Annotated in this window: 13 protein-coding genes; 9 read left to right on the forward strand and 4 right to left on the reverse strand. The window is 56.1% G+C overall.

All coding sequences use genetic code 11. The features are described 5' to 3' along the window. Window positions 1–72 precede the first annotated feature (72 nt). Window positions 73–417: a pentapeptide repeat-containing protein gene (locus tag RHM59_RS12435; RefSeq protein WP_322167658.1), complete on the forward strand. Its 345-nt coding sequence runs from the start codon at window positions 73–75 to the stop codon at window positions 415–417. 233 nt (window positions 418–650) lie between these two features. Beyond that, window positions 651–950 carry a TfoX/Sxy family protein gene (locus RHM59_RS12440; protein ID WP_322167657.1) on the forward strand — a complete coding sequence of 100 codons (300 nt, stop codon included), beginning with the start codon at window positions 651–653 and terminating at the stop codon, window positions 948–950. 197 nt (window positions 951–1,147) lie between these two features. Here RHM59_RS12440 and deoC read toward each other — a convergent pair whose 3' ends face one another. Next, window positions 1,148–1,918 (reverse strand): deoxyribose-phosphate aldolase, encoded by a 771-nt coding sequence (deoC, locus tag RHM59_RS12445; RefSeq protein WP_322167656.1) that lies wholly within the window; start codon window positions 1,916–1,918, stop codon window positions 1,148–1,150. A gap of 122 nt (window positions 1,919–2,040) precedes the next feature. Continuing rightward, window positions 2,041–2,949 carry a ChaN family lipoprotein gene (locus RHM59_RS12450; protein WP_322167655.1) on the reverse strand — a complete coding sequence of 303 codons (909 nt, stop codon included), beginning with the start codon at window positions 2,947–2,949 and terminating at the stop codon, window positions 2,041–2,043. A gap of 252 nt (window positions 2,950–3,201) precedes the next feature. On the opposite strand from RHM59_RS12450, the gene RHM59_RS12455 reads away from it, so the two are divergent. Then, a complete protein-coding gene (locus RHM59_RS12455) occupies window positions 3,202–3,531 on the forward strand; it encodes a Rieske (2Fe-2S) protein (protein WP_322167654.1) in 330 nt (109 codons plus the stop codon). On the opposite strand, the gene sfsA is transcribed toward RHM59_RS12455, so the two are convergent. Together sfsA and RHM59_RS12465 are read right to left on the reverse strand one after the other, a co-directional pair. After that, complete coding sequence (gene sfsA / locus RHM59_RS12460; RefSeq protein WP_322167653.1) at window positions 3,509–4,249, reverse strand: DNA/RNA nuclease SfsA; 741 nt, start codon at window positions 4,247–4,249, stop codon at window positions 3,509–3,511. The two genes, RHM59_RS12455 and sfsA, sit on opposite strands and share 23 nt — an antisense overlap. Beyond that, on the reverse strand, window positions 4,249–5,421 hold the full coding sequence (locus RHM59_RS12465) for a pyridoxal phosphate-dependent aminotransferase (protein ID WP_322167652.1): 1,173 nt from the start codon (window positions 5,419–5,421) through the stop codon (window positions 4,249–4,251). The genes sfsA and RHM59_RS12465 overlap by 1 nt, the downstream gene beginning before the upstream one ends. A 349-nt stretch (window positions 5,422–5,770) precedes the next feature. On the opposite strand from RHM59_RS12465, the gene dksA reads away from it, so the two are divergent. The 6 genes from dksA (at window position 5,771) to RHM59_RS12495 (ending at window position 14,145) form a co-directional block, all read left to right on the forward strand. Continuing rightward, window positions 5,771–6,214 (forward strand): RNA polymerase-binding protein DksA, encoded by a 444-nt coding sequence (gene dksA, locus RHM59_RS12470; RefSeq protein ID WP_322167651.1) that lies wholly within the window; start codon window positions 5,771–5,773, stop codon window positions 6,212–6,214. A gap of 227 nt (window positions 6,215–6,441) precedes the next feature. Beyond that, on the forward strand, window positions 6,442–7,329 hold the full coding sequence (gene gluQRS, locus RHM59_RS12475; protein WP_322286648.1) for a tRNA glutamyl-Q(34) synthetase GluQRS: 888 nt from the start codon (window positions 6,442–6,444) through the stop codon (window positions 7,327–7,329). Window positions 7,330–7,431: 102 nt separating this feature from the next. Next, window positions 7,432–7,608 (forward strand): hypothetical protein, encoded by a 177-nt coding sequence (locus RHM59_RS12480; protein WP_003250005.1) that lies wholly within the window; start codon window positions 7,432–7,434, stop codon window positions 7,606–7,608. Beyond that, window positions 7,592–10,546 carry a sensor histidine kinase gene (locus RHM59_RS12485; RefSeq protein ID WP_322286649.1) on the forward strand — a complete coding sequence of 985 codons (2,955 nt, stop codon included), beginning with the start codon at window positions 7,592–7,594 and terminating at the stop codon, window positions 10,544–10,546. The genes RHM59_RS12480 and RHM59_RS12485 overlap by 17 nt, the downstream gene beginning before the upstream one ends. A gap of 23 nt (window positions 10,547–10,569) precedes the next feature. Continuing rightward, window positions 10,570–12,012 carry a sigma-54 dependent transcriptional regulator gene (locus RHM59_RS12490; protein WP_322167648.1) on the forward strand — a complete coding sequence of 481 codons (1,443 nt, stop codon included), beginning with the start codon at window positions 10,570–10,572 and terminating at the stop codon, window positions 12,010–12,012. A 717-nt stretch (window positions 12,013–12,729) separates the two neighbouring features. Then, window positions 12,730–14,145, forward strand: a complete 1,416-nt coding sequence (locus tag RHM59_RS12495) for a polynucleotide adenylyltransferase PcnB (protein WP_322167647.1) — start codon at window positions 12,730–12,732, stop codon at window positions 14,143–14,145.

The following is a 14,145-nucleotide window of genomic DNA, read 5'->3' on the forward strand; positions in this document are numbered from 1 at the left end:
CAGCAGTTATCGCTTCACGGCTCAAAAGTAGTGGCACTATACTGGCGTCATAAATAAAACAGGAGAAGTTTCATGAGCCATCCCAAGCAGCTCGACTCCCACCTCTATGTGCTGCTGCACCACGAAAAAATTGAAGATTTCAATCTTCAGAAACCCAGGACGGGCCCCATAGATTTGGCTGGCGGAGATTTTCGCGGGCTGGACTTAAGGCAACTGGATGCTGTGGGCATTGACTTCACCGATGCGTACTTTCGTGCCGCTGATTTGCGAGGACTTGATTTGCGTCATACCTCAATGGAAGGTGCGAGCCTAGGCCATGCGCAAATCTCTGGGGCCTTTTTCCCGGCAGAACTGTCGGCAGACGAAATTCTGATGTCGGTGAATTTCGGTACGCGCCTGCGCTACCGAACCAAGTAATCGATACTTCTGCCTGAGGTACCGTTTTTCCCCGCACGTTCTTCCGTGCGGGGGAGGGTCGCAGCACGCCGACCGAAATCCCAGCGAGATTGAACTCGCCGCAGCAACCTTCCCAACTCCTCATTGTCAGCTGATCAGCGCCTTACGCGCTTTTTTTACTCCCCGCTACACTTCTTTAAGGTTTGCTAACACAGCAAACGCAGTGCAGTGCTCAGCCATCGCAAGGAGGCAGGATGAACGATGAACTGCAACACCTGAAAAATCTCGGTAAAACATCGTCACAGTGGTTGCACGCAGTGGGTATCCACAGCGCCTCCGATTTACGTCGGCTGGGTGCGGTGGACGCTTACAGGGCGGTGCGTACGCGAGGTTTCCGTGCATCAAAAGTTCTACTCTATGCCATCGAGGGGGCACTTTTAGACATCCATTGGAGCGACATACCCGCCGAGCGCAAGGACGCGTTGAACGAACAACTCGACGCGATTTCGCTGCGCCCAAATGCCTTGAATTCAAACGCCAGGTCAGCCCAATGAAAATAGCGTGAATGACGGTGTTGACATACAAATGAGAATTGCTATGATTCGCACAACTGGTCGCGAGACTGGTCGATGATTTGGCAGACCATTGGTTCGGAATCTCAGATTATCTCCTCATCAGGCTAATCACGGTTATTTGACCCGGCAGTTTTGCCGGGTCTTTTTTTGCCTGCCGATAAGTGCTCATCTGCTTATCAACGCCCCGGCGCCAATACGCCCAAGCGAGTGAGCACATCATCCAGCAAGCTTGCGGCGCCCAACCTCACGCGGTCGACACCCACCCAATGTGGGCCGAAACGGGCCTTTGCTAAGTCGAGATAGACCCTCGCTTCATCAAACGTTCGGATACCGCCAGCCGCTTTGAATCCGCCCTGCCCGCCCGCTTCAGCGATCACCTCCAGAATAATCCGCGCGGCTTGCGGCGTGGCATTGACGATGACTTTGCCCGTGCTGGTTTCGATGAAGTCCGCACCCACCGCAAACATGTCCACGCACACTTTGCGAATGATTTGGGGGTCTCTCAACTCTCCGGCTTCCAAAATAACTTTGAGTGTCGCCCGATCCCCGCACATTGCTTTACAGGCTGCCACCAAATCCGTCGCCCCCTGATTATTGCCAGTAAGGTGCATGCGATAAGGGTATACCAGACTGATTTCATCAGCGCCCGATGCCAACGCTGCACGGGTTTCGGACACGGCTGACAGAAGATTCGACCCACCATAAGGGTAATTGGCGACCGTAGAGATGCGCACAGTATCAGCACGCAAATCGTCCAGGGCGCGGCGCGCCAAGTGAACAAAGTGTGGAAAGACACACACCGCAGCGACCGCGCCCACAGGCGTGATAGCCCGTCGGCAAAGAGCGAGGACGCGCGCTTCGTTGTCATCTGCGTTGAGCAAAGTTAAATCCAGCAACCCAATCATTTGAAGCGCTAACTGCTCCTCTTGCGATGTCATTTCTCTCATCCTGTTCAGCCGCTCAGTGGCAACCGAGACAATAAACGAGACGCAAGCAACAAACGTGTCCGACCTTAGAACAGAGAAAGGGACTACACAAATACAGGAAGTATCCTAAATGGCAAGCAACACTATTTAGACTGATTACGCCATTGCGCGCAGTAATCCTTCCGTGACGATGCGGCGGTGTACCACACGTAATCGGCAGAAGCGGACGTCACATAAGCGCCCACTTCCGCCAACAGCAGCACGACAGTACCGTCTGCCGCGCCCAGATCAAGAAGATGGATTGGTACGCCGACGTCCTTGCGCACGTGGTACGCCCCCGCAAACAACAGCGCCGGAACGGGAGCGGCGAGCAGCCGCTGAGCCATTCGTCGATCACGTTGTTGCTGGACGGCAAGCATCGCAGGCATGTGCTCTTCTGGAAGTTGACCACAATGGGAATCACGAATTTGCGCCAGCAACTGCTCACGCACAACCAACGCCGTAGAGTGAACTCCCGTCAACAGGGGCTGTTGCGTATAGATTGCAGTGATTTCATCAGGGTCCAGATTTGCAGACAACAGAGGATAAGACTGCCCAAGCGCATAACGAACAATGGGGCCGTATAAAGCCCAGTCCCAACCCTCTTGCCATGCCAGCTCGGTAGGAAGATCAGCGGGGACTACCGACTTATACGCCGCCTTGGCCTCATCGACCCTTGATTGCTGATTCGGGTCGAGCATCTCCAGAAGCAGGCTGCCCTGAGAACGTCGATCGGCCAGCACCTGCAACACCCATAACTCCAACGCGTGATGGTCTGGATTATCATGCTGCTCGCCGACCAACACTCTGGGGGCCTGCGCCAGACGATCAGCCAATTGCTGCGCCGTCAGTTTTTGACCAGTGTTTAAATCACGAATCATGCCTGCATTCACACGCTCATACCCAAGACGGCTTTGCCAAGCCGGTATATTTCCTGACTGAGAAGCCGCCTGATCAGTGCCCGGCGCCCCTAGCCCTCCTGCCAGCAGTATTATCAACAGCAAACGAAGCATCAAATCTGCCTCTGGTGAATGCCTGTCATCGCCAAAGCCCTACACTGCCAAAAAACCTGCACAGTTCAAGAGCGGCAGACGGCCACATTAACGCGCTGTAAGACCCAAGTCATGCCGCTATAGCGCCCTTGGTCGGCAACTTAGTGAATTTATGTGTCAAAGTGCCATTATCGCATTGAATTCCCGGACGAGCAGCGTCGAACTGCCGGACCTGCGACACTGGCCCTCCACTGAAAGACAATGGAGCCCAGCATGAAATTCCTCTGCGACGCAGAGTATCTAGCCGAAGCCCAAAGCCGAGGTTTCGACATCGACGGGCTCAAGCTGGTGGCAATCCGAAGGGAAGGCCAAGTATTTGTTTACCGCAACCGCTGCCCGCATCGGGGGGTGCCGCTTGAATGGGAGGCTGATCAATTTCTCGACTTGAGTGGCAGCCTGATCCAGTGCGCCACCCACGGCGCACTGTTTCTCATTGAGAGCGGGGAATGCGTGGCGGGGCCTTGTGCCGGTCAGTCACTGAGCGCAATGACTTGCCGTGAGGACTTAAGCGGAATCTGGGTCAGCCTGCCTTCTGACAACTAGGCTTGGCGCCCGCCAAATGCACATCAAGGCGACGGTCTATGCGAATTTCTTCGGGGGTCAATTGCACGCCGTAGGCCAACACCTCTACGCCAGCGGCCACCGCCTCACGCAGGGCCGCCGCGTAAATGGGGTCAATCTCTTCTGCTGGGCGTACCGCATCGATGCCAGTAAGGTTGACGCAATACACCAACACCGCACGCACCCCATTGCGCGCCAGGCTCGCCAACTCACGAAGATGACGGGCGCCCCGCTGGGTCACCGAGTCAGGAAACGCCGCGATCTTCGAGTCGTTAAAACCCAAGGTGACACTTTTGACTTCTACGAATGCTGGCCCGCTCGGGTAGTCCAGGCGAAAATCCACCCGACTGTTTTCTTGCCCGTACGGCACTTCGCGCTTGAGCACCGTAAAGCCATTTAGCTCGGTAATCACACCCGCACGCAGGGCTTCTTCCACCAGGTTATTCGCCCGCCCCGTGTTAACACAGGCCAAACGTCCCTGTGGTGTTTCGGCAATTTCCCAGGTTCCAGGCAGCTTGCGTTTCGGATCGCTGGAACGACTGAACCAAACCCGCCCACCGGGCGCCATGCAATTGAACATCGAACCGGTATTGGGACAGTGAATGGTCAGTTTTTCACCGCTGGCGGTTTCAATGTCAGCGAGAAAGCGTTTATAGCGAACCAGCAGGCGACCGTGTTCGAGTTCGGGAGAAAACCGCATCAGCCTTGCCAGCTCCGCAAACCCTGGGCAATTCGCTCAACCGCTTCTTGTAACCGAGGCAGACTTTGAGTGTAAGCAAATCGAACATGATGGCCCGATTGATAGCGGCCAAAATCCAGGCCCGGAGTGATTGCGACGTGTTCGACTTCAAGAAAATGCTGACAGAACGCAAAGGCGTCGCCACCAAACGCGCTGATGTCTGCGTAGAGATAGAACGCCCCTTCCGGCTCGACAGCGATGCCAAAGCCCAATTCGCGTAACGCGGGCAACAGAAAATCACGTCGACGCCCGAACTCAGCGCGCCGTTCTTCGAGAATCTCCAGGGTTTGTGGTTCAAAACACGCAAGCGCGGCGTATTGGGCCATGCTCGGGGCACTGATGTAGAGGTTTTGCGCAAGTTTCTCCAAATCTGCCACCGCATCTTCCGGCGCGACCAGCCAACCCAACCGCCAGCCGGTCATACCAAAGTATTTGGAGAAACTGTTGAGAACGAAGGCATCGTTATCAACTTCAAGCACGCTGGCCGCGTCACAGCCATACGTGAGGCCGTGATAGATCTCATCCACCACCAAATGACCATTTCGGACTTTCAACGCCGCAGACAATGCGGCCAACTCATCGCGACTGAGCATCGTGCCGGTGGGATTGGCGGGCGAAGCGACCAATGCACCGACGGTGTTTTTATCCCAATGGCGGGCCACCAAATCAGGGGTTAATTGATAGCGCACGTCCGGACCCACCGGGACCAGTTGCGCAGCGCCTTCGATCAGTCGCAAAAAGTGACGATTGCAGGGGTAACCTGGATCGGCCAATAACCAGTGTTTGCCAGGATCTACTAACAGGCTGGTGGCCAGCAGTAACGCCCCGGAGCCACCCGGCGTAACCAGGATCCGGTTGGGATCCACCGTTACGTTGTAGCGCTGAGCGTAAAACCCGGCGATGGCTTCGCGTAGTTCAGGCAACCCACGGGCGGCGGTGTACCGGGTCTTGCCTGCTGCCAACGCGGCCTGGCCTGCGGCGATGATCGGTTCGGCTGTCGTGAAATCGGGCTCGCCGATTTCAAGGTGGATGACATCGTGCCCTGCCGCCTGCAACTCGTTCGCCCGCGCCAACAGGGCCATGACATGAAAGGGTTCGATAGCGCGACTACGCGCACTGTAGGGGTAAGCCATGAGCCTTCCTTAAACGGAGAATCGGAATATCAATCGCCTGATTCTACCCAACCGGCCGCCTTACAGTCCGGTTTATGACGCTTACTTTTGGACAACCAAACCTTGCGCTAAAAAAACCAAACGGGTACTTACCACCGGACTAAAATCAATTTTTGCGAACGATTTTTCGTACCCTACTCAAGTATCACAGCCTACAAAGGTAAAAAGGTGCTAGCAGGCTCGACAACCGGGAGTAGCGCGCTCCGATTTGATCTGGTAAGTTCGCCCGCTTGCAGCCGCAGGGCCGGCAGGTGTCGGTGTAGAAACAATCCTGCGCAATGGATAGAGAAAAGCGAGAGGCGGTCCATTCATGCCCACCCAAGAAAAGCAGCAAAGCAGCCAGCCAGTTCGTGACTTCGAACCTTACGCAATCAGTAAGGGCGAGGAATACATGAGCGAGCCTATGCGTTTCCACTTCATCGGCATCCTCAATAAGTGGAAGCTGCAGTTGATGCAAGAGGTCGATCGGACCATGGATCACATGAAGGACGAAGCGGCCAACTTTCCCGATCCAGCAGATCGTGCAAGCCAGGAAGAAGAGTTCAACCTGGAACTGCGCGCCCGCGACCGTGAGCGCAAGTTGATCAAGAAGATAGACAAAACGTTACAGCTGATCGAAGCAGAAGAATATGGCTGGTGCGAGTCTTGTGGCGTAGAGATCGGCATTCGCCGACTTGAAGCCCGCCCTACCGCTGACCTTTGCATCGACTGCAAGACGTTGGCGGAAATCAAAGAAAAACAGGTCGGTAAATGACCTGTAACAAGGGGCGCTTCGGCGCCCCTTGTTGTTTCTGGCGTTCTCAATCTCTTTAGGAGATGCCGCCCCGTCTTCGACGTGGACCTGTCGCGCAGCAAACACTGGCAAATTATAGGACTCGGCTGGGTGGTCCAAGAAAACTGGATCGCTACACGTTCGCGCCTACAGTAATGGAGCGCAAATACCCCATATATCAATGCTGACTGTTCCATTACCATCGCACGATGAAATCCCCCTCGTATATCGGGCGCTTTGCGCCAACCCCCAGCGGTTATCTGCACTTCGGCTCACTGGTTGCCGCATTGGCGTCGTACCTCGACGCGCGCGCCGTGGGTGGAAAATGGCTGATGCGCATGGAAGACCTCGACCCGCCACGCGAAGTCAGCGGCGCGCAGACAGCCATTTTGCGCACTCTGGAGAGCTACGCGTTTGAGTGGGACGGCGAACTGATCAATCAAAGCCAACGACATGAAGCCTACGAGCAGGTCATCCATCGCTGGTTGAGTCAGGGTTTGGCTTATGCGTGCACCTGCTCACGCAAACAATTGGAACGCTCCAACGGTGTGTATCCCGGCGGATGCCGCAACCTCGGGCACGACACTGACAACGCCGCAATACGCATACGTGTGCCCGAACTGAACTACGTTTTTGAAGACCGGGTACAAGGTCTTTTTACCCAACACCTAGGGCGCGACGTCGGCGATTTCGTTATCCGTCGCCGCGATGGCTTATATGCATATCAACTGGCAGTGGTCATCGATGATGCTTGGCAGGGGATCACCGATGTTGTCCGTGGCGCGGACTTGCTCGATTCGACACCCCGCCAGATCTACCTCCAGGAACTGCTCGGCCTGCCGCAACCCCGCTATCTTCATGTGCCGCTGATTGTTCAACCCGACGGCAACAAGCTGGGCAAATCGTACCGTTCACCACCACTAGAACAAGGCCAGGCAACCTCGCTGCTGCTTCGCGCCTTACGGGCCTTAGGTCAACCTGCGGACGATGAACTTAACTACGCGAGCCCCCACGAGGTGTTGAAATGGGGAATCCAGCGATGGAATGCTACCTTAATCCCCCGATTGCGAAGCCTTGAAGAAGCTGAGTTAAGCTGAGTTAGAGCCTTCGGCGTGGCCAGGTGGCAACCGTCCGCAAAACGCCACTTGCAGCTTCGCTGCCATCCAGTACCATCGCCCGACCTTTTTAGTGAGGCCAGTATGTACATCTATCGATTGGTCCTGCTCCTGGTGGTAGGGATATACCTGTTCTCCCCAGCCATCATGGACTGGTGGATTGAACCAACAGGCGCGTGGTATCGCCCGTATTTGCTCTGGCTGATTCTGATCGTCGTGACCTTTATCCTGCAGAGTCAACGAGATGCCGATGAGCTTTAGCCTGACCCAAATGGTCCTGATCAGCGCCGCCTATTTGCTGGTACTGTTCGGCGTCGCTTGGGTCAGTGAGCGTGGCCTGATCCCACGCTGGATCATTCGTCACCCGCTGACCTACACCTTATCGCTCGGCGTGTACGCCAGCGCCTGGGCGTTCTACGGCACGGTGGGACTGGCCTATCAATACGGCTACGGCTTTTTATCCAGCTACCTCGGCGTATCCGGGGCATTTCTGCTGGCGCCGGTATTGCTCTATCCGATCCTCAAGATCACCCGTACTTACCAGCTGTCATCGTTGGCAGATTTGTTCGCCTTTCGTTTCCGCAGCACGTGGGCCGGCGCACTGACCACCATCTTTATGCTGATCGGCGTGCTGCCGTTGCTGGCTTTGCAGATTCAATCAGTCGCCGACTCCATCGGCATCTTGACCCACGAACCAGTGCAAAACCGAGTCGCACTGGCGTTCTGCGCCTTGATCACACTGTTCACTATCTTCTTCGGCTCCCGGCATATCGCGACCCGGGAGAAACACGAAGGCCTGGTGTTTGCCATCGCGTTTGAGTCAGTCATCAAGCTGGTGGCCATGGGCGGCGTTGGTTTATACGCCTTGTACGGGGTATTCGACGGCCCGACGCAGTTGGAGCAGTGGTTGCTGCAAAACCAGGCCGCCCTCGCCGCGCTTCATACCCCGCTGCAAGAAGGCCCATGGCGCACGCTGCTGTTGGTGTTCTTCGCCTCAGCCATCGTCATGCCGCACATGTACCACATGACCTTCACTGAAAACCTCAATCCACGCTCGCTGGTCAGCGCCAGTTGGGGTTTACCGCTGTTTCTGTTGCTGATGAGTTTGGCGGTGCCACTTATCCTGTGGGCCGGACTTAAACTAGGTGCTCAAACCAGCCCGGAATATTTCACCTTGGGCGTCGGTATTGCGGCCAATAACAAAGCGTTGGCGTTATTGGCGTATGTCGGCGGTTTGTCGGCGGCGAGCGGGTTGATCATCGTCACCACGCTGGCTTTGTCGGGCATGGCGCTCAACCATTTGGTGTTACCGCTTTATCAACCGCCTGCGGAAGGCAATATCTACCGCTGGCTGAAATGGACCCGTCGCGGCCTGATCGTCGCCATCATCATGCTTGGCTACGGGTTCTATCTGTTACTCGGCAAACAGCAAGACTTGGCGAACCTGGGCATCGTGGCCTTCGTCGCCACCTTGCAGTTTCTGCCAGGTGTATTGTCGGTGCTGTACTGGCCCACGGCCAACCGTCGCGGATTCATCGCCGGGCTGGTAGCCGGGATTGGCGTGTGGATGGTGAGCATGTTGTTGCCACTGATTGGCAACTTCCACGGCTTTTACATCCCGATGCTGGACATGATTTATGTGCCAGATGACGCCAGTTGGCACATGGCAGCCATCGCTTCACTGGCCGCTAATGTCCTGATCTTCACCTTGATCTCGTTGTTCAGTGACGCCAGCCCGGAAGAAGCCAGCGCCGCCGAAGCCTGCGCCGTGGATAACGTGCGACGCCCGCAACGGCGAGAACTGCACGCCGCGTCCCCTCAGGAATTTGCCACGCAACTGGCCAAACCGCTGGGTGCCAAAGCGGCACAGAAAGAAGTCGAACAAGCACTGCGGGACCTTTACCTGCCCTTCGATGAACGCCGCCCTTACGCGTTGCGCCGCTTGCGTGATCGGATCGAAGCGAATCTGTCGGGGTTGATGGGCCCGAGTGTTGCCCAAGACATGGTTGAAACGTTCCTGCCTTACAAGTCCGGCAGTGAAAACTACGTCACCGAAGACATTCACTTCATCGAAAGCCGTCTTGAGGACTACCACTCACGACTGACCGGCCTGGCTGCCGAACTCGATGCGTTACGCCGTTATCACCGCCAGACCTTGCAAGAGCTGCCCATGGGCGTGTGCTCATTGGCCAAGGATCAAGAGATCCTGATGTGGAACAAAGCCATGGAAGAATTGACCGGCATCGCGGCGCAGCGCGTCGTGGGTTCTCGGCTGGAAACCATCGCCGACCCGTGGAAAGAACTGCTTCAAGGCTTTATCGACCTGCCAGACGAACACCTGCACAAGCAACGCCTTGGGCTAGATGGCCAGACGCGCTGGTTGAACCTGCACAAAGCCGCCATCGACGAACCTCTCGCGCCGGGCAACAGCGGTTTGGTGTTGCTCGTCGAAGACCTGACCGACACCCAAATGCTCGAAGACAAGCTGGTTCACTCCGAGCGCCTGGCCAGCATCGGCCGGCTGGCTGCGGGCGTTGCTCACGAGATCGGCAACCCAATTACCGGCATCGCGTGCCTTGCGCAAAATCTGCGCGAAGAACGCGAAGACGACAGCGAGCTGACCGAAATCAGTAGCCAGATTCTTGAGCAGACCAAACGCGTTTCACGCATCGTGCAATCATTGATGAGCTTTGCCCATGCCGGCGGCCATCAACATTCCGATGAAGCGGTATGCCTGGCTGAAGTGGCCCAGGATGCTATCGGTTTACTGGCGCTGAATCGGCGTAACTACGAAGTGCAATTTTTCAACCTGTGCAACCCGGAACACTGGGTTGACGGCGACCCCCAACGGCTCGCTCAGGTGTTGATAAACCTGCTAACCAACGCACGTGACGCATCGCCATCGGGCAGCGCCGTGCGGGTAAAAACAGAACTATCCGAACACACGGTCGATCTGATCGTAGAAGACGAAGGCAGTGGGATTCCAAAATCAATCATGGACCGATTATTCGAACCGTTTTTCACGACCAAGGACCCGGGGGAAGGCACCGGACTGGGCCTTGCACTGGTCTATTCCATCGTTGAAGAGCATTATGGACAAATCACCATCGACAGCCCGGCTGACCCCGAGCATCAACGCGGCACCCGTATTCGGGTGACATTGCCGCGTCATGTCGAAGCGACGTCCGCTGTTAACTGAGACCGTCGAGAGTATTGAATCACATGCCTCACATTCTGATCGTCGAAGACGAAACAATTATCCGCTCGGCCCTGCGACGCCTGCTGGAACGAAATCAGTACCAGGTCAGTGAAGCCGGTTCAGTGCAGGAAGCACAGGAACGTTTCACCGTCTCCTCGTTTGATTTGATCGTCAGCGACCTGCGCCTACCTGGCGCGCCGGGCACTGAACTGATCAAGCTCGGCCAGGGCAAACCGGTCTTGATCATGACCAGCTATGCCAGCCTGCGCTCTGCCGTGGACTCAATGAAAATGGGTGCGGTGGACTACATCGCCAAGCCCTTTGACCACGACGAAATGCTCCAGGCCGTCGCGCGTATTTTGCGTGACCGGCAATCGATCCAAAGCCTGCAGGCTGAACGCACCGCGGCCGGGGCCAAACCGGCCAGCGTGTCCGACAAGGGCGTGGTCGACAACAGCAATGGCGAAATCGGCATCATCGGTTCATGTCCACCGATGCAAGATTTGTACGTCAAGATCCGCAAAGTAGCGCCCACCGATTCCAACGTTTTGATCCAGGGTGAGTCGGGCACCGGCAAAGAATTGGTGGCCCGCGCACTGCACAACCTGTCCAAACGCGCCAAAGCACCGATGATTTCGGTCAACTGCGCCGCGATCCCGGAATCCCTCATCGAGTCCGAGCTGTTCGGCCACGAGAAAGGGGCGTTCACCGGGGCCAGCGCTGGCCGTGCCGGCTTGGTTGAAGCCGCAGATGGCGGCACCTTGTTCCTCGATGAGATTGGCGAGCTGCCGCTCGAAGCCCAAGCGCGCTTGCTGCGCGTGCTTCAAGAGGGCGAAATCCGCCGTGTCGGTTCGGTGCAATCGCAAAAAGTCGATGTGCGTCTAATCGCCGCGACTCACCGTGACCTCAAAAGCTTGGCCAAAGTGGGCCAGTTTCGTGAGGACTTATATTACCGCTTACACGTGATTGCGCTGAAACTGCCTGCGCTGCGTGAACGTGGCGCCGACATCTTGGAAATTGCCCAGTCGTTCCTGGCCCGGCAAAGCGCGAAGGTTGGCCGCACAGACCTGAAATTCGCACCCGATGCCGAACAGGCGATTCGTCATTACACCTGGCCGGGTAATGTTCGCGAGTTGGAAAACGCAGTCGAGCGCTCGGTGATCCTGTGCGAGAGTCCTGAAATTTCCGCCGAGCTGCTGGGTATCGATATCGAGTTGAGCGATCTGGATGATGAGGATTTCATCGGCCTGGGTCCGCAGCAGAGTTCGACCAGTTCAACTAGCCATGAGCCTACCGAAGATTTGTCGCTGGAAGATTACTTCCAGCACTTTGTCCTTGAGCATCAGGACCACATGACCGAAACCGAATTGGCCCGCAAACTTGGGGTCAGCCGTAAATGTCTCTGGGAACGTCGCCAGCGCCTGGGTATCCCACGGCGCAAAACTAGCATTGCCAGCGAAAGCTGAGACCTAAAAAGCGCGCGAGGCTCTGGCCCGCGTTGCTCCAGCGTGCGAAACAACTGTTACCCCCTCCCTAACACGTAACAAACGCCGGGTCTTAAGGTAACGAAAGCCCGGCTTTTTTAGACCCACTAAAAACCTCTATCCCGCTCTAAGCCCCGGTTTTAAAGGACTTCTAAAAGTTGGCACAGGTCCTGCTATATCTCTAGTACAAGAACAATAAAAAGCATCGAAAGACACCATAATAAAAATAAGACGAATCGACTCACGCATAATAAAAACAACACGGCGGAGGCGCAGCTAACTGATTCTTTTGGAGAGGAGTTGTATTTGGGGCTTGCCCCACGACCAGGCTGAGAATTATAAAAACTACCCTGAGGTAGCGCCTGAACTGGTTGGATCGAACGATCATTGCAACGCAGCGACCAAAGCAATCCGTTTGCTCTTGACTCCCGACTGGGAGGTTTCGCAGGTGAAACCCTGTGGATTGGGCACTCAATAAAAACAAAAAGCCCGACTCAATAATAAAAATAAAGCGCAAACACTTTGGGGGAGCTTCGGCTCCCCCAGTAGCTTCTGTCATTTCTCCCTTGCCGTTTGCTAACCACTCCGGCAGCCGCTTGCTCAGCTTCCTACACCATCCCCTGACTAAATGCTAGAATCCCCGCCCATCATGCGGTCATTCTCGTTTTTGGCCGAATATTCCTTCAAACAGTGCATCCCATGCTGAAAAAGCTGTTCCAGTCATTCCGCTCTCCATTGCGTCGGCCGCAACAAACGCAACACATACGCACCACGCCTGAAGTGCTCACCAGCAGCCAACATTCGCTGCAGCGCGGGCAGTTCAGTCGTTATGCCGTAAACATTGTCGAGCGTTTGCAGACCGCCGGGTACCAGGCTTATCTGGTGGGCGGCTGCGTGCGCGACCTGATGTTGCATATCACGCCCAAGGATTTCGACGTTGCCACCAGCGCAACGCCGGAACAAGTGCGTGCCGAGTTCCGCAATGCCCGAGTGATCGGTCGGCGTTTCAAACTGGTCCATGTTCATTTCGGCCGAGAAATCATTGAGGTCGCGACCTTTCGCGCCAATCATCCCCAAGATGATGAGGAAGAAGACAGCAATCAGTCTTCACGCAACGAAAGCGGACGCATCCTACGCGACAACGTCTACGGCACCCTTGAAGAGGATGCCCAACGTCGCGACTTCACGATCAATGCGCTTTATTACGACCCGGTCACCGAGCGCGTTCTCGATTACGCCAACGGCGTACACGACATCCGTAATCGTCTGATCCGCCTGATCGGTGATCCCGAGCAGCGCTATAAAGAAGACCCGGTGCGGATGCTGCGTGCGGTGCGTTTCGCTGCGAAGCTGGATTTCGGTATCGAAAAACACAGTGCTACGCCGATTCGGCAATTGGCGCCCATGCTGCGCGATATTCCTTCCGCACGCTTGTTTGAAGAAGTGCTGAAACTGTTTTTGTCCGGCTATGCCGAATCGACGTTTGAGATGCTGGTCGATCTTGAACTGTTCGAGCCGTTGTTCCCCGCCAGCGCCAGGTCGCTGGAGATGAACCCGACCTACACCCACACGCTGATCAGTGAAGCGCTGGCCAATACCGACCTGCGTATTTCGCAGAACAAACCAGTCACGCCCGCCTTCCTGTTTGCCGCCATGCTCTGGCCCGCGCTGCCCGCTAAAGTCATTCGCTTGCAGGAACGCGGCATGCCGCCGATTCCAGCCATGCAAGAAGCTGCACACGAACTGATCGTCGAGCAATGCCAGCGGATCGCCATTCCAAAACGCTTCACCATGCCGATCCGTGAAATCTGGGACATGCAGGAACGTCTTCCACGCCGTACCGGAAAACGCGCCGACCTGCTGCTCGATAACCCACGTTTCCGTGCTGGCTACGACTTCCTGCTGCTGCGCGAAATAGCAGGCGAGGAAACCGAAGGCCTTGGCGATTGGTGGACCGACTACCAGGAAGGCAACGAAAGCGAGCGCCGCAACATGATTCGCGACTTGGGCAACAAGCCCGATGCGACCGGCGCTGCCCCGCGCAAACGCCGTCGCAGCAGCGGCAGCAAGCGTAAACGCAATGCTTGCGACGCACCGATCACCTCGGGCGACTGA

The sequence above is a fragment of the Pseudomonas sp. MH10 genome, from assembly GCF_034353045.1.
In the GTDB taxonomy this organism is placed as follows: domain Bacteria; phylum Pseudomonadota; class Gammaproteobacteria; order Pseudomonadales; family Pseudomonadaceae; genus Aquipseudomonas.